Below are 18,638 nucleotides of genomic sequence, written 5' to 3' on the forward strand. Positions count from 1 at the left end.
TGAAAGATGATCAGGTTGATAGGTTCGAGGTGGAAGCATGGTGACATGTGGAGCTGACGAATACTAATAGATCGAGGACTTAACCATATAATATGAAGCAAATGTTATCTAGTTTTGAAGGAATATATTTTTTTGAAATTCCTGTTGACATTCTGAAAAGAATGTGTATAATAATAAAAGTCTGGTAATGATGGCAGAGAGGTCACACCCGTTCCCATACCGAACACGGAAGTTAAGCTCTCTAGCGCCGATGGTAGTTGGGACTTTGTCCCTGTGAGAGTAGGACGTTGCCAGGCAAATGGAGGATTAGCTCAGCTGGGAGAGCACCTGCCTTACAAGCAGGGGGTCGGCGGTTCGATCCCGTCATCCTCCACCATATATATTTAAATGTCGGAGGGGTAGCGAAGTGGCTAAACGCGGCGGACTGTAAATCCGCTCCTTCGGGTTCGGCAGTTCGAATCTGCCCCCCTCCACCATTTGATGGGCTATAGCCAAGCGGTAAGGCAACGGACTTTGACTCCGTCATGCGCTGGTTCGAATCCAGCTAGCCCAGCCATTTAAGAGCCATTAGCTCAGTTGGTAGAGCATCTGACTTTTAATCAGAGGGTCGAAGGTTCGAGTCCTTCATGGCTCACCATTTTTAAAATATAATATGCGGGTGTGGCGGAATTGGCAGACGCACCAGACTTAGGATCTGGCGCCTTTGGCGTGGGGGTTCGACTCCCTTCACCCGCACTTTTAATTAAATAAGCAATCAGTCATATATGTTTTGCGGAAGTAGTTCAGTGGTAGAATACAACCTTGCCAAGGTTGGGGTCGCGGGTTCGAATCCCGTCTTCCGCTCCAATTTTCAATATGACGCCGGGGTGGCGGAACAGGCAGACGCACAGGACTTAAAATCCTGCGGTGGGTGACCACCGTGCGGGTTCGACCCCCGCCCTCGGCACCATATGCGCCCGTAGCTCAATTGGATAGAGCGTTTGACTACGGATCAAAAGGTTAGGGGTTCGAGTCCTCTCGGGCGCGCTTTATTAACGGGAAGTGGCTCAGCTTGGTAGAGCACCTGGTTTGGGACCAGGGGGTCGCAGGTTCGAATCCTGTCTTCCCGATAGTTTTAAAAAATGGGGCCTTAGCTCAGCTGGGAGAGCGCCTGCCTTGCACGCAGGAGGTCAGCGGTTCGATCCCGCTAGGCTCCACCATTAAAGCTTCATATATACGGAGGTATACCCAAGTTCGGCTGAAGGGATCGGTCTTGAAAACCGACAGGCGGCGAGAGTCGCGCGGGGGTTCGAATCCCTCTACCTCCTCCATTTTTTATTTAAAAGAATATTATATCATCGCGGGGTGGAGCAGTCTGGTAGCTCGTCGGGCTCATAACCCGAAGGTCGCAGGTTCAAATCCTGTCCCCGCAACCAATGGTCCCGTGGTGTAGTGGTTAACATGCCTGCCTGTCACGCAGGAGATCGCCGGTTCGACCCCGGTCGGGACCGCCATTTTTACATAAAGGCTCGGTAGCTCAGTCGGTAGAGCAGAGGACTGAAAATCCTCGTGTCGGCGGTTCGATTCCGTCCCGAGCCACCATTTTTTTTTTTTTGTAAACTAGCCGGCTTAGCTCAATTGGTAGAGCAACTGACTTGTAATCAGTAGGTTGGGGGTTCAAGTCCTCTAGCCGGCACCACTTAGGGGCATAGTTTAAAGGTAGAACAGAGGTCTCCAAAACCTCCGGTGTGGGTTCGATTCCTACTGCCCCTGTAAGAAATATGGGCCTATAGCTCAGCTGGTTAGAGCGCACGCCTGATAAGCGTGAGGTCGATGGTTCGAGTCCATTTAGGCCCACCATATTCCGCAGTAGCTCAGTGGTAGAGCTATCGGCTGTTAACCGATCGGTCGTAGGTTCGAGTCCTACCTGCGGAGCCATGGCCCGTTGGTCAAGTGGTTAAGACACCGCCCTTTCACGGCGGTAACACGGGTTCGAATCCCGTACGGGTCACTAAAAAAAGAGTCAGCAATATGCTGACTCTTTTTTTTTGAAGAAAATAGATACTATATCTTCTATATCTTTGTTTTATCAAACCATAATTACTTCCTTGATCAATAATCTCCTTACAAACATGTTTATCCTATTATTTCTAAATCTACCTTAAAGCTCATAGGAGTCAAAGAAGATAGCTGGGTGATAACTGCCCATAAGAGCTCGATTAGTGAGGGATGAAGAAAACCCTATTGATGAGAGTGTCACTTTATTTTTAACATATTATGAAATATTTCATTTTTTATTGTGAATAATAAAGGATTTTGTATTATTTTGTGTAATTAGGAAAGAACATTATACATTATATTTTATCGATTGACTATTTTAGCTGCACTGATGAATAAAATCAATATTTTCTCTTCTCAATTCTAATGATCTTAGATGGATCGTCATATTTTAGAATACCCAACTTAATTTATAGTTCTATGACTAGTGACTAAAAGTCTAATTGTCCTTAGCTGGCGCTATTTAGACAATTGTCCGAGGTTGTTAAAGAGAAAAATCCTTTGTTTTTACAGAGATGAGCGTATCGTATTGCATTCATCTTTCTAGGAACTGCGAATTTAAATAAGGAGAATTGGAAAGGCTAAAGTGTGTAAAGGAGGGTATATATTTATGACAACTGTTAGAGAATTGATGAGCACAAATATTGTACATTGTACGCCGCTAGATAATGTGTATGAAGCAGCTGTGAAAATGAAAGAAGAAGATATAGGGATGATTCCTGTTGTAGAGAATAATCACGTTATTGGTCTTGTAACAGACCGTGATTTAGTTGTGAGAGGAATTGCAGAAAAGCACCCAGGTTCTAATCAAATTACAAATGTTATGACAACACAAATTATTTCAGTGTCTCCTGATGACGCTGTTGAAAAAGCGTCAGAGTTAATGGCACGTTACCAAATCAGAAGATTGCCGGTAATTGAACATGGACAAATTGTTGGAATGTTATCACTTGGGGATTTAGCGACAACTAAATATGCAGATGATCAAGCGGGTGTTGCCTTAAGTGAAATATCAGAGGATATAAAGTAAAGAATATTTTATGCTGTTTTTTATCCCGCTATTCGTGGCCAACAAGAACCTCACCTTAAGATTGAGGGAAAAGCATTGTCCAGCTCTAGCGGCTAGAATTTTCGGTCGTTTGGCCCCTCGGACGAGGCAAAAAGCGCCTCTCTGTGTTGGGTGCAGGCGTCCTGCGATTCTGAGCGATCCGCTTCCGCTTCCGCTTTTCTAAAGAAGATAGGTGGGATAACTGTCAGTAAACGTTCTATTGGTGAGAGCTTTCCAACAGTGAGGGATGAAAAAACTCACTGTTGGAAGTTTCATTTTATCTCACTATTTGCGAGTAGTAATACTTTCATCTTAAAATTTAGTAGAAAGCAAATTAGGGTAGGGATAAACTTCCAAAATATAATCGATTGGTTTAATTCATAATCCGTGGGCAGTAAGACTCCTATTTCAAGATTCAAAGGGAAACGAGGAAGATAGGTGAGGGATGAAAAAACCGCTGATGGAAGTTTCACCTTATGTAATTTACATTTGAAATTTTTGTTAACAACTATTATCATATGAAAAAAGTGGTATACTAATAAATATAAGTATCATATGTTATTTTGAATATAGTAATATTAATAATATAGATTAACATGTAAGCATTTTATCATACATATAGAAAAGGGAGGGGGAATTATATGACGATTATGCAAACCGAACCTAATTGGAATTTGGTTACGGATGCGTATGAAAAGCCAGAAAATTTTGCGGACTTGTTCTCTTTGCTTATACCAGAGCGTCCAAAAGGAGAAGGGAAAGAACGAACTATTCTGGCTTGGAAAGAAAAAGAATTTTACAAGAAAGAAAATTTAATTCCTTTTATTTTATATGGAATGAAAAAATCACATGATTTACCAAAGTTTCATAAAGATGAAATGCCAACTTTAGTTCGAATTGTTCGTCTATGTCAAGAAGTAGGATGGTATGAACGAGCATATTGTTTTATGGTTGAAGAAGGATTAGAGGAATTCGTACAAACATCTTTAGAGTATGAATCATGGGATGTGTTTACACAAGTAGTTGCTTGGAATTATTTAATTATAAAACAAAAAGTTGCCGAGTTAGATAGCAATGATTACTTTATTTGGGAAAGAATTAAATTTAATGTAGAGTGTATTGAAAAGTATAAGGTACTTTTGTCGCATAAAGAAATGTTGGAATTTATGTTTCTATATCTTTGTAAACAAGCGAAGACATTATCAAAAGAGAAGTTAGATGGAAACTTAATGGAGTTAGCGGTATATTGTAATACATATATTTATGATTTATACACACTAGATTTATTGAAAAAATATAGAAAATGCACGGATTTCTTAACATATTATGAACCAAGCCGAGCTGTTGTAGCATGTCAGCATGCGGTGATTGCACAAATATCAGATCATCTTAATCCATTAAAGACAACTCATGTTGATGATTATTTATTTGTTATAAAAGAAATAATGGAATATATGTCATTTGAATTTATAAAAAAATATGAGCATTTTATCGGGAAATTATTATCATATGTTCCATTTTTCGAGATGATTCAAGTTCCACAGCATGCATATTATTGTGAAGAACTCATGTATATATGTAAAGGAGTAGGCTACAAAGAGGAACTACTACGCAATTATATATTTATACAATTACCAAATTGTTTCCCTTCTTTTATTAAGCAATTTTTAAAGAATAAGCGCTATGCATCAATACATGACATTTTATTTTACTGGTGTAGCGATGAACAGCGTATGGACTTAGAACATAAATATAACTTAAGTTTTATTTATGAACAATATGCATGTGGCTAAAGTGGGTCTTTCCCTAATTTGGTGTTTTTTCCACTAATGGTTACGTGAATTTATAAAGTGCGTTCCTTTGAGAAGGCATACTTTATCTAATAAAAAGAAATAGCGTAGAATACAAATAAGGATTCCACTTTATGTGGAATCCTTATTTAATAGTAAATAAAAAAAGAGATTATTATGAGAGAAATCATTCCATATAAAAGGAATTGGCTATTTCTATTTTCTTTAATACCAAAAAATTCATTCATTCTTTCATATAAGTCTGAAAAAGATTTTGTTAGACTAGCTTTGAAGAAGCGTTGCAATATTTTCCCTCTTTCTATGTTTCTTGATATTGCTGTTTACGATATTCTGGAACATATATATATTGAGATACTATAAGAAGAATAGTCATAAAGAATACCGGAAAAATTGCGGCGGCATGTAGTCCAGTGAAAATAATATTTGTTAGTAAGGAACTTATAATGAACAGTGCAGTATATATGTGTGAAATATGTCGTTTTAATCGAATTTTGAATACTTCCATCATCACTTCACAAGCAACAAATGCAATAGTGATGCTTAAAAATACAATGTTTGTATTGTAAATTAATAAGCAACAAATTAGACCGAAAAATGCTAAATACTCAATAATTAGTGGAATATTACGTGTCATCTTACATCACCTAACTAGGTAAGGAAGCGGATTTACTGCATTTGTTTTTTCAAAATTCCATTCCCCGTTATGTAATTCAAAATGTAAGTGTTGACCAGTGGAATGTCCTGTATTTCCCATATAACCGAGCAATTGGCCCGTTGCTACTTTATCGCCTACTTTAACCGCACGATTGCTCATGTGAGCATATACAGTTGTATATAAATTCCCATTTATATAATGGGCAACAAATACAACATTTCCATAGCTTGTAGAATAGTACGACTTAACAACAGTGCCAGGTGCAGCAGCTTGAATTGGAACATTTCCGGTTGCCGCAAAGTCTACACCATAGTGCATCTGTCCCCAACGTACATCAAATGTTGAGCTCACGTTCCCTTGAGTTGGATATTTAAATACAGCTGGAATAGATGGTTTAGCTTGCTGTTGTTGTGGTTGCTGTTTTCCTTGCAGTATATATTGTTGTCCGACATAGCCATATCCAGATCCGTAGCGAATTTTATACCATGTGCCAACCTTTCCGACGACTTGTACTTGTGCTCCATTCTGTAAAGAGCCAATAATAGCTGTATTTGTTCCTGCACCGCTGCGTACTTTTAATACTGGAGTAGCCACATAATAAGAACTTCCGCCTTGTACAGTAATTCCTTTTACTAATGGCTGAGCTACGTTAGATAAAAATTCTTTCTTTACATAGCCACTTGTTCCATTATGTATAACTTTATACCATCCCTCTTGTTCTTCTTGAATCGTAACAAATTTTCCATTCGGTAATACATCAATAATTTCAGATTGCGTATTTGGCTCAGAGCGAACGTTTAATGCATCTGCATTAACGATATATTGTTGCTTACTATTGCTTGTTTTTGCTAAAGAAATTGCTTCTTTTTTTACATAGCCAGTTTTATTTTGAGTGTGAATTTTATACCATTCGTTTGTTGTTTCAAGAATTGTAACTGGAGTGTTCTTTGGAATGGTTTCAATAACAGAATCTGTTGCTTTAGGGCTAGTGTACACTTGTAATGTATTCGTTTTTACATAACCAATTTTTATTTTTGTTTTTTGCTGTGCTGATACGGTTTGTACAGTGGAATCTGTCATAGACGGGAGCATAGAAGCGACTGCGACAGTAGCTGCTGTCATTGCTGCGGCTTTCATGTTCATATAATTAGAGGCCTCCTTATGTAATAAATTTCTATATCCTTAATTATAATATAACAATATTTAATTTGTCTTGTATGCATAGAAATGTAATACTGAAAAATAAATGAACATTTTTTAATACTATAAAGTCATATAATAAAAGGATAGCAGATTTATCAGTGTTATGGAAATAGATAGAAGGAATTTGCGTTTTTCTGAACTTACAAAATACATAGAATGATATTTTATCCCGCTACTTTAGGGCAGTAAGACTCCCACCTCAAAGTTCTGAGAAAACAAAGAAGATAGGTGGGAGATAACCGTTAGTGGAGGATGAAGAACCCCCCTGATGGAAGTTTCACTTTATCTCGCTCAAAACATTGATATTTTAGGGGAAAGCTTTAAGATGAAAAGTCTCTCGTAAGACATAGAGTGACCTAACTAATCACTTTTTGTCTAAAATTAACACATATGGAAATTTGACTTTATAACTTAAAAGAGTTGCCGATGATATATGGCGATGGTATACTGACTATGTTAAATGAATATAATGCTAGGGGAGCTAGTGTTGCTAGCTGAGAGTAAGACCTATAGTCTTTAACCCTTGAACCTGATCTAGATGATGCTAGCGTAGGGAAGCAATTTGGACGATATATATAACGTCCCCGTTTCTTTGCGTATAGAAACGGGGATTTTTTATTGAAAATTTTATAGAACACCACTAGGGGTGCTTGAAAGCTGAGAGAGGTAGAAACCTTAACCCTTATAACCTGATCTAGGTGATACTAGCGTAGGGAAGTGGAAACAACAAATAGGTTTTTCTTTTGTTTGCTGTGGACCACTTCTTATATAGAAGTGGTTTTTTATTTGGAAACATATATACAGGAAGGGGAAGCGGAGATGACATTTTGTGAAAGACTATTTGAAAAGGTGCAACCTGTTTGGGAGAAGAGTCATAATCACCCATTTGTAACAGGTATGGGAGATGGAACATTAGAGAAAGATAGATTTCAATATTATATTGTTCAAGATTATTTGTATTTGTTAGATTACGCAAAATTATATGCAATTGGTGTTGTAAAAGCAACAAATCCAAAAGTAATGGCGAAGTTTGCTGAACAAATCGATGGAATTTTAAATGGAGAAATGACGATTCATAAACAATATGCAAAGCGTTTAGGAATTTCTGTTGAAGAAATGGAATTAGCAAAGCCGTCTGCTATGAATCTAGCATATACAAACTATATGATGTCTGTATCACAAAACGGTACACTTGCTGAGTTAATTGCAGCGTTGCTTCCATGTATGTGGAGTTATTGGGAGATTGGAAAGCGCTTGAATGATATTCCAGGAGCACGCGATCATGAATTTTTTGGCGAGTGGATTCAAGGGTATAGTTCTGAAGAATATGGAAATCTTTGCGTGTGGTTAATTGATTTATTTAATGAAATTACAATTGGAAAAACAGAAGAAGAACGAAATCGTTTAGAAGAAATCTTCTTATATTCCAGTCGTTTTGAATATTTATTCTGGGATATGGCATATCGTAAGGAGATGTGGGGTTTTGAGGAGCAAGAACATACTACAATTTCATAATGTTTCCTTTCATTATGAGGAGAAGCAGATTATAGCGAATCTTGATGTTGCAGTACAACAAGGAGAATTCGTTAGTATTATTGGTCCGAGTGGCTGCGGAAAAAGTACATTGTTTCGACTCATTACAGGACTTGAGGAAGCAAGCGAGGGCACTATTGATGTAATTGGAGAAACGAATCATCCTGTTGGTTATATGCCACAAAAAGATATGTTACTTCCATGGCGAACGATTATCGAAAATGCAGCATTGCCTCTTGAATGTCAAGGTGTGAAGAAAAAAGAAGCACAAATGCAAGCACGAAAATTATTGGTGCAGTTTGGACTGCAAGGGTATGAAAATAAACAGCCAAAAGATTTATCAGGTGGAATGCGTCAACGTGTATCTTTTATTCGTACGTTGTTAACGGGCGGCGACCTTTTACTATTAGATGAACCATTTAGTGCACTCGATGCATTGACGAAAGCATATCTGCAAGAGTGGCTGTTTGAACAATGGAAACATTGGCAAAAAACGATTGTATTTATTACACATGATGTAGAGGAAGCGCTTTATCTTTCCAATCGTATTTTTATCGTAACAGAGCAGCCCATTACATCATTAACAGAGCGGATTGTACCTCTTGGACAAGAACGATCTCGAAAGGATTTGCATCGTCCAGAAATGCTGGCATTAAAAGATGAACTCATTGGGATGTTACAAAGACAGGTACTTGTATGAAGAGAATTGTAGACTATGTTCCAGCTTTTATTGTTGCTGCTATTTTTCTTATTGGTTGGGAAGTAGGGGCGCGGATTCTCGATGAAATGTACATTTTACCATCCCCAAGTGCCATTGTTCAAAAAATATGGGATTTGCGGGATATATTGCTTACGGTGCATTTACCAGCAACTCTTTCTGTTACAGTTATTGGTATTGTCATTTCCGTTGTATTAGGTGTTAGTTTAGCAATGGTGATGAGTATGAGCTCATTTGCTGAGAAAGCATTTTATCCACTATTAGTTGCTTCCCAAACGATTCCAGTTACAGCTTTGGCACCATTATTTGTTTTGTGGTTTGGCTATTCTATTTGGAGTAAGGTTGTTGTCACAGTACTTATTACGTTCTTTCCAATTGCGGTGAATACGTATGATGGTCTCCGCAGTACGAAAAAGGAATGGGAAGAGCTTTTAATTACATATGGTGCAACAAAAAAAGATGTTTTCTTAAAATTGAAATTACCATCCGCACTTCCGTATTTTTTCTCCGCTTTGAAGGTGGCTGTGCCGTTCAGTGTTATTGGAGCAGCAATTGGAGAATGGCTTGGGGCGCAAGCAGGACTAGGTTATTTTAGTAAACGAATGATGACACAAATGGATGGGGCGGGTGTATTTGCACCAATTGTCTTATTGTCATTACTTGCTATTTTCTTTGTATTACTTGTTTCTATGTTAGAGAAGAAGTTTATTAGTTGGAGGAAGCATTCATGAAATTATTAAAACGCATTTTTGTGTTTACATTATTAATTGCGATGGTTGCCGGGTGTTCTAGTAATTCGGCATCAGAAAAGAAAAAAGGTGAAAAAGAAGTAACTGTAATGCTCGATTGGTATCCAAATGCAGTGCATAGCTTTATTTATGCAGCAATTGAAAAAGGATATTTTAAAGAAGAAGGTATAAAGGTGAATATTAAATTCCCTTCAAATCCAACTGATCCCTTAACGTTAGCAGCAGCAGGAAAAGTAACGGTTGGATTATATTATCAGCCTGATGTTGTTATTGCTAGAGCGAATGAAAACATTCCAGTGAAGTCTATCGGAGCGGTTGTTCGCTCACCTTTAAACCATGTTGTATCGCTAAAATCAGCTGGTATTTCTTCTCCAAAAGATTTGGAAGGAAAAACAGTTGGATATTCAGGAACACCGTTAAGTGAAGAGTATTTAAAAACGATGATTAAAGAAGATGGCGGAAATCCAGATAACGTAAAAGTAGTGGATGTTGGTTTTGATTTAGTACCGGCTCTTACTACGAAAAAAGTAGATGCTGTTACAGGCGCATATATTAATCATGAAGTACCGGTACTGCGCCACGAAGGTTTTGACCCAGCATATTTTAACCCAGCAGATTACGGTGTACCAAACTATCATGAACTTGTATTTGTAACAGGTGACAAAACATTGAAGAAAGATAAAGAAACATTGCAAGCCTTTTTACGCGGGGCGAAAAAAGGTTATGAATTTACGAAGAAAAATCCAGATGAAGCATTAAATATTTTATTAGACCATCAAGAAAAAGAAAATTTCCCGCTTATTCCAGAAGTTGAGAAAGAAAGTATGAAAATTTTATTAGATAAAATGGAAACAAAAGATGAACCATTTTTATCGGATACAGCAGATTCATGGGAAAAACAAAATAAATGGTTAAAAGAAAAAGGAATGGCAAAAGAAATTGTTCCGGCAAATGAGTTGTATGAAAACATTTTAAAGTAGGCGAATGTATATGAAAGATGAGCTTCACGTCATATCAAATGGTCGTATGTCATTTGAAAAGTTAGCAAATATAGCAACTGAGATTGAAAGTGAAATAGATTATTTGCACATTCGTGAGCGGGAGAAAAGTACGAAAGAGTTATATGAAGGTGTAGAAAAGCTCTTAAATAAGGGCTTTCCTTCTTCTAAGCTTGTAATCAATGATCGAATTGATATTGCGATTTTATTAAATATTAGACGTGTACAGCTTGGCTATCGCAGCGCTGATATAAGATTTGTAAAAGAAAAGTTTTCTTATTTACATGTTGGTTATTCTGTTCATTCACTTGAAGAAGCTATTGGAGCTTTTAAAGGCGGTGCGGATTCTCTTATGTATGGACATTTATTTCAAACAAACTCCAAAAAAGGAGTCCCGCCAAGAGGATTAAAAGAAATTACGGAAATGGCAAAACGTTTAACAATCCCGATTACGGCTATTGGCGGGATTACTCCAGATAATACAGCAGAAGTACTTGGCACTGGGGCTACCGGTATTGCAATTATGTCCGGAATTTTAAGCGCAGTAAAACCGAATGAGCAAGCGAAATTATATAAGGAAACGATACGAAAGTGGGCGAGAAATCATGAAAAAAATATATGATGTTGCCATCGTTGGCGGCGGTGTAATCGGAAGTTCAGTTGCACATTTTCTTGCTGAAAGAGGCTATAAAGTTGCCATCATTGAAAAACAAAAGATTGCTTCTGAAGCGTCTAAAGCAGCGGCTGGATTACTAGGTGTACAGGCGGAATGGGATGAATACGATCCGCTGTTTGAATTAGGTAGGCAAAGCCGCGCGATGTTTCCAAAGCTTGCAAGTGTATTGCGTGATAAAACCGGAATTGATATAGGATATGAAGAAAAAGGAATTTACCGCATTGCTCAAAGTGAAGAAGAGAGCGTGCGACTCCTTCATATTATGAAATGGCAGCAACAAACAGGAGAAGAGTCGCATTTTATCTCAGGTAAAGAACTGCGCGAAAAGGAACCATATTTATCCTCTTCTATTATTGGAGCGGTATATCATCCAAAAGATGGCCATGTAATTGCACCTGAGCTGACAAAAGCATTTGCTCACTCTGCTGCGATATCTGGAACGGATATATATGAAGGAACTGAAGTGTTTGATATTCAAATTAAGGGTAATCATGTGACAGGATTGCTTACAACCGAAGGAACCATATTATGTGAAAAAGTAGTAATTGCTGGCGGTTCGTGGAGTACAAAACTACTAGAATATTTTCATAGTGAGTGGGGGACATATCCTGTTAAAGGTGAAGTTGTTGCGGTGCGCAGTCGTAAGCCGCTGCTGCAAGCCCCTATTTTTCAAGAGCGATTTTATATTGCACCGAAACGCGGTGGACGTTATGTCATTGGGGCAACAATGAAACCTCATACATATAACAAAGCGGTGCGTCCAGAAAGTATTACTTCTATATTAGAGCGTGCTTATCGTATCCTGCCAGCATTAAAAGAAGCAGAGTGGGAAAGTGCATGGGCAGGATTACGTCCACAATCAAATCATAGTATGCCGTATATCGGTATGCATGAAGAAATTACTGGTTTATATGCTTGTACTGGCCATTATCGAAATGGAATTTTATTAAGTCCAGTTTCGGGTCAATATATGGCTGATCTTATAGACGGAAAGCAAGATAATCGTTTACTAGATTCATTGCTTTCACAATCTATTTAGTAAGGGGATGAAAGCTTGAACTTAAAAATTAACGGTAGGCAAGTAGAGGTACCAAGTGAAGTTGAAACGGTAGCTGATTTGCTTGCTCATTTAGGATTAGAGAAGAAAATTGTTGTTGTAGAACGCAATCAAGACATTTTACAAAAAGATGATCATCAAGATACATCTGTTTTCGATGGAGATCAAATTGAAATTGTAACATTCGTAGGAGGCGGTTGATTATGTTAAATATTGGACCATTTACTTTTCATTCTAGGCTGTTATTAGGAACAGGGAAATTTTCTGATTTTGATGTACAAAAGAAAGCAATTGAAGTATCAGAAGCAGAAATTTTAACGTTTGCGGTGCGTCGTATGGATATTTTTGATGCTGAGCAACCGAATTTACTAGAAAAAATTGATGTAACAAAGTATACACTTCTTCCAAATACAGCAGGAGCAAAAACAGCAGAAGAAGCAGTGCGCATTGCGAAACTAGCGAAAGCATCAGGATTATGTGACATGATTAAAGTAGAGGTAATCGGTGATGATAAAACGTTATTGCCAGATCCAGTTGAAACGTTAAAAGCATCCGAAATGTTATTAAAAGAAGGGTTTATTGTTCTGCCGTATACGTCTGATGATGTTGTGTTAGCACGTAAATTACAAGAATTAGGTGTTCATGCAATTATGCCAGGTGCATCACCAATCGGTTCTGGTCTTGGTATTGTAAATCCGTTAAATTTAAGCTTTATTATTGAGCAAGCAACTGTTCCGGTTATTGTTGATGCTGGTATCGGTAGCCCAGCTGATGCAGCGTTTGCGATGGAATTAGGAGCAGATGGTGTTTTATTGAATACAGCTGTTTCCGGAGCGAAAGATCCTGTGAAAATGGCGGAAGCAATGAAACTTAGTATTCATGCAGGTCGATTAGGTTTTGAAGCGGGACGTATTGCACGTAAGCGCTGTGCAACTGCAAGCAGTCCTTTAGAAGGAATGAGTATTCTTGAATAGCCGATATTCCCGTCAAGTGTTGTTTTCTCCAATTGGAGAAGCAGGACAGAAAAAAATAAGAGAAAAACATGTATTCATTATTGGTGCAGGAGCACTTGGCAGCGCGAATGCAGAGATGCTTGTTCGCGCTGGAGTTGGCAAAGTAACGATTGTTGATCGCGATTACATTGATTGGAGTAACTTGCAGCGCCAACAGTTATATTGTGAGGAAGATGTACAAAATCATTTACCAAAAGCAGTAGCAGCAAAGCGCCGTTTACAAGCTATTAATAGCGATGTAGTTGTAGAAGCTTACGTACAAGATGTAACAGCAGAAGAACTAGAGGAGCTTATTATAGGTGTAGATCTTATCATTGATGCAACGGATAATTTTGAGACCCGTTTTATTGTAAATGATATATCACAAAAACATTCAGTGCCATGGATTTATGGAGCCTGTGTCGGTAGTTACGGTCTTTCTTATACGATTTTACCAGGAAGGACACCGTGTTTATCTTGTTTACTACAATCTATCCCTCTTGGCGGAGCGACATGTGATACAGCAGGGATTATTTCACCTGCTGTATCAAGCGTTGTATCACATCAAATTGCAGAGGCATTAAAGATTTTAGTAGAGGATTATGAAGCCCTTCGTGATGGACTCGTTTCATTTGATGTATGGAAAAATGAATATTCATGTATGAATGTACAGAAATTGAGAAAAAAACAATGTTTATCATGCGGAGAGGACGCAGTTTATCCGTATTTAAGTAAAGAGAATACTTCTAAGACAGCTGTTTTGTGCGGTAGAAATACAGTGCAAATTCGTCCGCCATATAAAGAACAGTTCGATCTTTCTATGTATAAAAATCTACTGCAAGGTCGTGTCATGGATTTAACAGTTAATCCGTATTTATTATCGTTTTCTGTTGACGATAAACGATTAGTAGCATTTCAAGACGGCCGTGTGCTTGTACATGGTACAAAAGATATAGCAGAAGCAAAAACGATATATCATCGTTACTTTGGTTAAAAAGGGTGAGTGAAATGAAAGTGAATAAAGCATTAACGATTGCTGGATCTGATAGCGGCGGCGGTGCAGGTATTCAAGCTGATTTAAAAACGTTTCAAGAGCTCGGTGTGTACGGAATGACAGCAATTACAGCGATTACTGCACAAAATACACTTGGTGTACAAGGAGTGTATCCTGTTCCAGTAGAAGGTATTCAAGAACAGTTACATTCAATCGGTGTCGATTTAACGCCAGATGCAGTGAAACTTGGTATGTTATTTAGCAGTGAAATTATTAAAATTGTAGCTGAAAACATTAAATCATTTTCATGGAATAATATTGTGCTAGATCCTGTTATGATTGCAAAAGGCGGAGCATCTTTACTACAACAAGAAGCTGTTGCGGCATTAAAAGAACATCTGTTGCCGCTTGCAACGGTAATTACTCCAAATGTTCCTGAAGCTGAAGTATTAACAGGGATGAAGATTCATACAATTGAAGATAGTAAAGAAGCTGCGAAAGTACTGCATAATTTAGGCGCGAAGTTTGTTGTTATGAAGGGCGGACATGCGGCGTATCAAGGAAATGAAGTAATAGATTTATTGTTTGATGGCAATGAATTTATGGAGTACAGAAGCGAACGTATTGATTCAGCACAAACACACGGAAGCGGATGTACATTTGCCGCAGCTGTAACGGCAGGACTAGCAAAAGGTTATGAAATTGAAGAAGCAGTTCGTGAAGCGAAGTGTTTTATTAGTATAGCAATTGAAGACGAACTGAACATTGGAAGCGGGCATGGACCGACGAATCATTTTGCTTATGGACGTAAAAATGTAAATGTATAAATATGTATTTTTCGAAGAAGCCAGTTGAAAAAACTGGCTTTTTTCTTGTTTACTTTTTCCAAAATTAGGAGTACTATATCAGCCAGAATCTATTTTTCTAGAACGCTAAATCCAGAGTCTGGAGCGGAGGAACCAATTTTGTGCATTGTCACTAGGGGTGAATCTTTCTTAGAGAAAGTAGGGCTACTCTCAAAGTCCGAATCCGACAGCTAACTCCGTAAGCGTATTGAGAGAGGATGATGCAAATGAATACATCAATTCATCGGTCCGACTAGTATAAAAGAATTTTAATAACATAATTTAAAATTCTTTTATGCGGGGAGGATGAAATACATGGATGAGGAAAAAGAGTACACACTCATTTGTGTAGGAGAAGCGGAAAAAATTAAGAGTTTACAAAGTTTAGCGCCTTTACAAAGTAAAATAATCATTTTCACAGAGAATGAGCATATGGTTAATGAAGTGAAAGCTTGTGGATTTCAGCAAGCGTATTGCTGTCCAAATGATGCAAGAATGATTGTGAAAATGTGTAAAGGAATTAAAAAAGTAATTTTGCTAGGAGATGAATTATCCACAATTAGTTTCTTTGCAGAGCGTATTCGCTTTTCTTTTTATGCGCCTATTACAGTTGTCACGCGAAATAAACAATATCCAAAGCACCTCTATGAAACGATAGGAGTTAAATTAGTGGTGTTTACAACTTGTGATAACATTTCGTTTTTGATTTTAGAGTAGGAGCGGAGGAAACGAATATGAAAATATTCCTTTGTCGTGATTTAGCAACGCGCTGGGCTCTATCGTTAGAACGAGTACATGAGCTAGTTGAATATGATCCACTCTTTCCGAAGCCATCTGTAATTCTTCCACCAGAAGATATTTGTTTATATTTAGAGCAAGACATTATCGAATATGAGAAACAACATACGGAATTAGTGCAAGTATATGTTAGAGGTCGTAATTTACGTTCTTTTTTTCATGATTTAGATTAAGTGTTTAGAAGGTTATCTCATGTATTGAGATAACCTTCTTGTTTTAAATTTGCAAAAGAACGTCTATTTTACGAAAAAAGAAGAAAACAAAAGAAAAAAGATGATAAAAGAGTATTTCTTATTAATGTAAGCGTTTAACAGATCTTATATTTTCATATTTTAGCTATTTCACCTCTTTACAAGTAAAATTTAGAGGAGTATATTTACATTCATAAATTGTTCATAAAATTTCCAAAAAACAACCTGATATCGCTGAGTCCAGAAATGGAGCGGGGGAACCAATTTTGTGCATTGTCACTTGGGGTGAATCTTTCATTACGAAAGTAGGGCTACTCTTTAGGCCCGAATCCGACAGCTAACCTCGTAAGCGTTTGGAGAGGAGGTTTACTTTTGTGTTGTTCATTTTTGAACACTGAGTAGATCCTCAGTGTTCTTTTTTATGCTTTTAATGGTAAAATTTTACATTTAGTGAGGGATGAATATGTTAGATATCGCTATGATAGGGATTTTAATCGTGTTAGTTGGATCAATGATTGGTCTTGCAAGATGGTCGGATAATGTTGTGAAGGAAGGGAAGAAGTAATGAGTATTGCAGTATTTATTATTGTTGCCGCACTTACTGTGTACTTAGTTTATGCGTTATTAAATCCAGAAAAGTTTTAATTAGGGGGAAGCGTTTATTATGGTTTGGATTGCAGTTTTGATCACAATGATATTATTTGTTCTTGTTGCAAAACCAATGGGGATTTATTTAGAGAAGGCGTTCCAAGGGAATCGTAAATTAGACAAAATATTTGGCCCTGTTGAAAAAATCATCTTCAAAATCTCGGGTATTAAACCTTATAACCAGAGTTGGAAGCAATACGCACTATCATTAGTTGCTCTTAATGGTTTTATGATTGTTGTCGTATATTTCATCTTTCGATTACAGGGAGTATTGCCATTAAATCCAGCTCATGTTAAAGGTATGGAACCTACGCTTGCCTTTAATACGGCTATTAGTTTTATGGCAGATACAAATTTACAGCATTATAGCGGTGAAAATGGTTTATCATACTTGTCGCAATTAATCGCGATTACATTTTTAATGTTTACAGCGCCAGCAACAACATTAGCGCTTGTAATGGCTTTTATAAGAGGATTAGCAGGTAAGGAGCTTGGGAACTTCTTCGTAGATTTTACACGCGCTTTAACAAGGGTTTTTCTTCCAATTGCTTTTGTGACAGCGTTGATCTTCGTTGCTCTAGGTGTACCGCAAACGTTGGACGGAGCAGTTACAGCTCATACAATTGAAGGGGCAAAACAAAGTATATTACGCGGTCCAGTTGCTTCTTTCGTTTCTATTAAGGAATTAGGGAACAATGGGGGAGGGTTTTTCGGAGCAAATTCGGCACATCCATTTGAAAATCCAAGTCAAATAAGTAACATTTTACAAATGATGCTAATGATGCTGTTACCAACAGCTTTACCATTTACGTATGGAAGAATGGTTGGGAATAAAAAACAAGGACGTGTTCTTTTCGCTTCTTTATTCATCGTGTTTTTAATGGGATTTTCAACAATTGTGACGGCAGAATTACATGGGAATCCAGCGTTAAATCAAATGGGTATGCAGCATAATCAGGGCAGTATGGAAGGGAAAGAAGTTCGATTTGGAACAGTATTCTCTTCACTGTATGCTACTGTAACAACTGCAGCAGAAACAGGTGCTGTTGATACAATGCACGATACGTTAACGCCAATTGGTGGATTGGTACCACTTGTAAATATGATGTTAAACACAGTGTTTGGCGGCGTTGGTGCAGGTTTTGTCAATATCATTATGTACGCAATGATCGCTGTCTTTATATCGGGATTAATGGTGGGACGTACACCAGAATTTTTAGGGAAAAAGATTGAAGGCAAGGAAATGAAATTGATTGCGGTAACAATACTATTTCATCCGTTATTGATTTTAGGATTTTCGGCACTGGCTTTTTCAACTCATTTAGGAACAGATGCGATTTCAAATTCAGGGTTTCATGGTTTAACACAAGTTGTATATGAATATACTTCCTCGGCTGCGAATAATGGTTCAGGTTTTGAAGGTTTAGGAGACAACACAGCATTTTGGAATATTACGACTGGTATAGTGATGTTTTTAGGACGTTATTTTAGTTTAATTACAATGCTGGCTGTAGCGTCTTCATTAAAAGAGAAAACGGTAGTACCAGAAACAATCGGAACATTCCGTACAGATAATAGTTTATTTGGGGGCATTTTCATTGGAACAATCGTAATTGTTGGAGCATTGACGTTCTTCCCAATGTTAGTGTTAGGGCCAATCGCAGAATTTCTTACATTGAAGTAAT

General features: G+C 37.7%; 19 protein-coding genes, 19 tRNA genes, 2 rRNA genes and 4 riboswitches. Of the genes, 38 read left to right on the top strand and 2 right to left on the bottom strand.

From position 1 onward, the window contains the following. The 23 genes from WAX78_RS17265 to WAX78_RS17375 form a co-directional block, all read left to right on the top strand. Positions 1 to 87: ribosomal RNA gene (locus WAX78_RS17265) — 23S ribosomal RNA — on the top strand; the annotation flags it as partial. 93 nt (positions 88 to 180) lie between these two features. After that, a 5S ribosomal RNA gene (gene rrf, locus WAX78_RS17270) occupies positions 181 to 296 on the top strand. 4 nt (positions 297 to 300) lie between these two features. Further along, positions 301 to 376, top strand: a tRNA-Val gene (locus WAX78_RS17275). A 16-nt stretch (positions 377 to 392) separates the two neighbouring features. Continuing rightward, positions 393 to 476: transfer RNA gene (locus WAX78_RS17280), tRNA-Tyr, on the top strand. Between the two features lie 5 nt (positions 477 to 481). Further along, positions 482 to 556: transfer RNA gene (locus WAX78_RS17285), tRNA-Gln, on the top strand. A gap of 5 nt (positions 557 to 561) precedes the next feature. Continuing rightward, positions 562 to 637 (top strand) — tRNA-Lys (locus WAX78_RS17290). Positions 638 to 654: 17 nt separating this feature from the next. After that, positions 655 to 735 (top strand) — tRNA-Leu (locus tag WAX78_RS17295). Positions 736 to 771: 36 nt separating this feature from the next. After that, positions 772 to 846, top strand: a tRNA-Gly gene (locus tag WAX78_RS17300). Positions 847 to 860: 14 nt separating this feature from the next. Further along, positions 861 to 949 (top strand) — tRNA-Leu (locus WAX78_RS17305). 3 nt (positions 950 to 952) lie between these two features. Continuing rightward, positions 953 to 1,026: transfer RNA gene (locus WAX78_RS17310), tRNA-Arg, on the top strand. 9 nt (positions 1,027 to 1,035) lie between these two features. Continuing rightward, positions 1,036 to 1,109: transfer RNA gene (locus WAX78_RS17315), tRNA-Pro, on the top strand. A 14-nt stretch (positions 1,110 to 1,123) separates the two neighbouring features. Beyond that, positions 1,124 to 1,199: transfer RNA gene (locus tag WAX78_RS17320), tRNA-Ala, on the top strand. A gap of 18 nt (positions 1,200 to 1,217) precedes the next feature. Further along, positions 1,218 to 1,310 (top strand) — tRNA-Ser (locus WAX78_RS17325). 28 nt (positions 1,311 to 1,338) lie between these two features. Continuing rightward, a tRNA-Met gene (locus WAX78_RS17330) sits at positions 1,339 to 1,415 on the top strand. A 2-nt stretch (positions 1,416 to 1,417) separates the two neighbouring features. Further along, positions 1,418 to 1,493 (top strand) — tRNA-Asp (locus tag WAX78_RS17335). A gap of 12 nt (positions 1,494 to 1,505) precedes the next feature. After that, positions 1,506 to 1,581 (top strand) — tRNA-Phe (locus WAX78_RS17340). Between the two features lie 21 nt (positions 1,582 to 1,602). Beyond that, positions 1,603 to 1,678 (top strand) — tRNA-Thr (locus tag WAX78_RS17345). Between the two features lie 3 nt (positions 1,679 to 1,681). Beyond that, positions 1,682 to 1,752 (top strand) — tRNA-Trp (locus WAX78_RS17350). Between the two features lie 10 nt (positions 1,753 to 1,762). Continuing rightward, positions 1,763 to 1,839 (top strand) — tRNA-Ile (locus WAX78_RS17355). A gap of 3 nt (positions 1,840 to 1,842) precedes the next feature. Next, positions 1,843 to 1,917 (top strand) — tRNA-Asn (locus tag WAX78_RS17360). A gap of 1 nt (position 1,918) precedes the next feature. Beyond that, positions 1,919 to 1,990 (top strand) — tRNA-Glu (locus WAX78_RS17365). Positions 1,991 to 2,647: 657 nt separating this feature from the next. After that, positions 2,648 to 3,067, top strand: a complete 420-nt coding sequence (locus WAX78_RS17370; RefSeq protein ID WP_336483252.1) for a CBS domain-containing protein — start codon at positions 2,648 to 2,650, stop codon at positions 3,065 to 3,067. Between the two features lie 659 nt (positions 3,068 to 3,726). Continuing rightward, positions 3,727 to 4,878 (top strand): DUF3965 domain-containing protein, encoded by a 1,152-nt coding sequence (locus WAX78_RS17375; RefSeq protein WP_336483253.1) that lies wholly within the window; start codon positions 3,727 to 3,729, stop codon positions 4,876 to 4,878. A gap of 316 nt (positions 4,879 to 5,194) precedes the next feature. On the opposite strand, the gene WAX78_RS17380 is transcribed toward WAX78_RS17375, so the two are convergent. Both WAX78_RS17380 and WAX78_RS17385 read right to left on the bottom strand, forming a co-directional pair. After that, the gene (locus WAX78_RS17380) at positions 5,195 to 5,530 is read right to left on the bottom strand and encodes a hypothetical protein (RefSeq protein WP_336483254.1); all 336 of its coding nucleotides are present in this window, start codon (positions 5,528 to 5,530) and stop codon (positions 5,195 to 5,197) included. 6 nt (positions 5,531 to 5,536) lie between these two features. Next, positions 5,537 to 6,694, bottom strand: coding sequence for an SH3 domain-containing protein (locus WAX78_RS17385; protein WP_336483255.1), 1,158 nt, complete (start codon positions 6,692 to 6,694; stop codon positions 5,537 to 5,539). A gap of 524 nt (positions 6,695 to 7,218) precedes the next feature. Beyond that, positions 7,219 to 7,327: riboswitch (TPP riboswitch) on the top strand. Positions 7,328 to 7,386: 59 nt separating this feature from the next. Further along, positions 7,387 to 7,487, top strand: a riboswitch (TPP riboswitch). Between the two features lie 86 nt (positions 7,488 to 7,573). Here WAX78_RS17385 and tenA point away from each other — a divergent pair. From tenA to kdpA, 15 genes are all read left to right on the top strand, one after another. Continuing rightward, on the top strand, positions 7,574 to 8,269 hold the full coding sequence (gene tenA, locus WAX78_RS17390) for a thiaminase II (protein ID WP_336483256.1): 696 nt from the start codon (positions 7,574 to 7,576) through the stop codon (positions 8,267 to 8,269). Continuing rightward, positions 8,238 to 8,987, top strand: coding sequence for an ABC transporter ATP-binding protein (locus WAX78_RS17395; protein WP_336483257.1), 750 nt, complete (start codon positions 8,238 to 8,240; stop codon positions 8,985 to 8,987). The genes tenA and WAX78_RS17395 overlap by 32 nt, the downstream gene beginning before the upstream one ends. Next, complete coding sequence (locus tag WAX78_RS17400) at positions 8,984 to 9,736, top strand: ABC transporter permease (protein WP_336483258.1); 753 nt, start codon at positions 8,984 to 8,986, stop codon at positions 9,734 to 9,736. The genes WAX78_RS17395 and WAX78_RS17400 overlap by 4 nt, the downstream gene beginning before the upstream one ends. Continuing rightward, positions 9,733 to 10,734, top strand: a complete 1,002-nt coding sequence (locus tag WAX78_RS17405; protein WP_336483259.1) for an ABC transporter substrate-binding protein — start codon at positions 9,733 to 9,735, stop codon at positions 10,732 to 10,734. The genes WAX78_RS17400 and WAX78_RS17405 overlap by 4 nt, the downstream gene beginning before the upstream one ends. A 10-nt stretch (positions 10,735 to 10,744) precedes the next feature. Then, positions 10,745 to 11,374, top strand: a complete 630-nt coding sequence (tenI, locus tag WAX78_RS17410) for a thiazole tautomerase TenI (protein WP_336483260.1) — start codon at positions 10,745 to 10,747, stop codon at positions 11,372 to 11,374. Further along, positions 11,358 to 12,467 carry a glycine oxidase ThiO gene (gene thiO, locus WAX78_RS17415; RefSeq protein WP_336483261.1) on the top strand — a complete coding sequence of 370 codons (1,110 nt, stop codon included), beginning with the start codon at positions 11,358 to 11,360 and terminating at the stop codon, positions 12,465 to 12,467. Before tenI ends, thiO begins: the two co-directional genes overlap by 17 nt. A 15-nt stretch (positions 12,468 to 12,482) precedes the next feature. After that, positions 12,483 to 12,686, top strand: a complete 204-nt coding sequence (thiS, locus tag WAX78_RS17420) for a sulfur carrier protein ThiS (RefSeq protein WP_336483262.1) — start codon at positions 12,483 to 12,485, stop codon at positions 12,684 to 12,686. 2 nt (positions 12,687 to 12,688) lie between these two features. Beyond that, positions 12,689 to 13,459, top strand: a complete 771-nt coding sequence (locus WAX78_RS17425; RefSeq protein WP_336483263.1) for a thiazole synthase — start codon at positions 12,689 to 12,691, stop codon at positions 13,457 to 13,459. Then, complete coding sequence (locus WAX78_RS17430; protein ID WP_336483264.1) at positions 13,452 to 14,471, top strand: thiazole biosynthesis adenylyltransferase ThiF; 1,020 nt, start codon at positions 13,452 to 13,454, stop codon at positions 14,469 to 14,471. The genes WAX78_RS17425 and WAX78_RS17430 overlap by 8 nt, the downstream gene beginning before the upstream one ends. Positions 14,472 to 14,485: 14 nt before the next feature. Continuing rightward, complete coding sequence (gene thiD, locus WAX78_RS17435; RefSeq protein WP_336483265.1) at positions 14,486 to 15,298, top strand: bifunctional hydroxymethylpyrimidine kinase/phosphomethylpyrimidine kinase; 813 nt, start codon at positions 14,486 to 14,488, stop codon at positions 15,296 to 15,298. Between the two features lie 93 nt (positions 15,299 to 15,391). Continuing rightward, positions 15,392 to 15,538, top strand: a riboswitch (cyclic di-AMP (ydaO/yuaA leader). Between the two features lie 93 nt (positions 15,539 to 15,631). After that, entirely contained in the window at positions 15,632 to 16,033 is a 402-nt protein-coding gene (locus tag WAX78_RS17440) for a hypothetical protein (protein WP_336483266.1), read from the top strand. A 17-nt stretch (positions 16,034 to 16,050) separates the two neighbouring features. Beyond that, complete coding sequence (locus WAX78_RS17445; protein WP_336483267.1) at positions 16,051 to 16,287, top strand: hypothetical protein; 237 nt, start codon at positions 16,051 to 16,053, stop codon at positions 16,285 to 16,287. Positions 16,288 to 16,527: 240 nt separating this feature from the next. Next, a riboswitch (cyclic di-AMP (ydaO/yuaA leader) is annotated at positions 16,528 to 16,671 on the top strand. A gap of 97 nt (positions 16,672 to 16,768) precedes the next feature. Then, the gene (locus WAX78_RS17450) at positions 16,769 to 16,870 is read left to right on the top strand and encodes a signal peptide protein (protein WP_336483268.1); all 102 of its coding nucleotides are present in this window, start codon (positions 16,769 to 16,771) and stop codon (positions 16,868 to 16,870) included. Next, entirely contained in the window at positions 16,870 to 16,950 is an 81-nt protein-coding gene (kdpF, locus tag WAX78_RS17455; protein ID WP_336483473.1) for a K(+)-transporting ATPase subunit F, read from the top strand. The genes WAX78_RS17450 and kdpF overlap by 1 nt, the downstream gene beginning before the upstream one ends. A 19-nt stretch (positions 16,951 to 16,969) precedes the next feature. Next, entirely contained in the window at positions 16,970 to 18,637 is a 1,668-nt protein-coding gene (gene kdpA, locus WAX78_RS17460; protein WP_336483269.1) for a potassium-transporting ATPase subunit KdpA, read from the top strand. Position 18,638 lies beyond the last annotated feature (1 nt).

Origin of the sequence: Bacillus yunxiaonensis, from assembly GCF_037104695.1 — a bacterium.
GTDB classification, from domain to species: Bacteria; Bacillota; Bacilli; order Bacillales; family Bacillaceae_G; genus Bacillus_A; species Bacillus_A yunxiaonensis.

Coding starts and splice junctions, on each gene's coding strand:
- WAX78_RS17370 (WP_336483252.1), top strand. CDS start 2,648: ATGACAACTGTTAGAGAATTGATGAGCACAAATATTGTACATTGTACG.
- WAX78_RS17375 (WP_336483253.1), top strand. CDS start 3,727: ATGACGATTATGCAAACCGAACCTAATTGGAATTTGGTTACGGATGCG.
- WAX78_RS17380 (WP_336483254.1), bottom strand. CDS start 5,530: ATGACACGTAATATTCCACTAATTATTGAGTATTTAGCATTTTTCGGT.
- WAX78_RS17385 (WP_336483255.1), bottom strand. CDS start 6,694: ATGAACATGAAAGCCGCAGCAATGACAGCAGCTACTGTCGCAGTCGCT.
- tenA (WP_336483256.1), top strand. CDS start 7,574: ATGACATTTTGTGAAAGACTATTTGAAAAGGTGCAACCTGTTTGGGAG.
- WAX78_RS17400 (WP_336483258.1), top strand. CDS start 8,984: ATGAAGAGAATTGTAGACTATGTTCCAGCTTTTATTGTTGCTGCTATT.
- WAX78_RS17405 (WP_336483259.1), top strand. CDS start 9,733: ATGAAATTATTAAAACGCATTTTTGTGTTTACATTATTAATTGCGATG.
- tenI (WP_336483260.1), top strand. CDS start 10,745: ATGAAAGATGAGCTTCACGTCATATCAAATGGTCGTATGTCATTTGAA.
- thiO (WP_336483261.1), top strand. CDS start 11,358: ATGAAAAAAATATATGATGTTGCCATCGTTGGCGGCGGTGTAATCGGA.
- WAX78_RS17425 (WP_336483263.1), top strand. CDS start 12,689: ATGTTAAATATTGGACCATTTACTTTTCATTCTAGGCTGTTATTAGGA.
- thiD (WP_336483265.1), top strand. CDS start 14,486: ATGAAAGTGAATAAAGCATTAACGATTGCTGGATCTGATAGCGGCGGC.
- WAX78_RS17440 (WP_336483266.1), top strand. CDS start 15,632: ATGGATGAGGAAAAAGAGTACACACTCATTTGTGTAGGAGAAGCGGAA.
- WAX78_RS17445 (WP_336483267.1), top strand. CDS start 16,051: ATGAAAATATTCCTTTGTCGTGATTTAGCAACGCGCTGGGCTCTATCG.
- WAX78_RS17450 (WP_336483268.1), top strand. CDS start 16,769: ATGTTAGATATCGCTATGATAGGGATTTTAATCGTGTTAGTTGGATCA.
- kdpF (WP_336483473.1), top strand. CDS start 16,870: ATGAGTATTGCAGTATTTATTATTGTTGCCGCACTTACTGTGTACTTA.
- kdpA (WP_336483269.1), top strand. CDS start 16,970: ATGGTTTGGATTGCAGTTTTGATCACAATGATATTATTTGTTCTTGTT.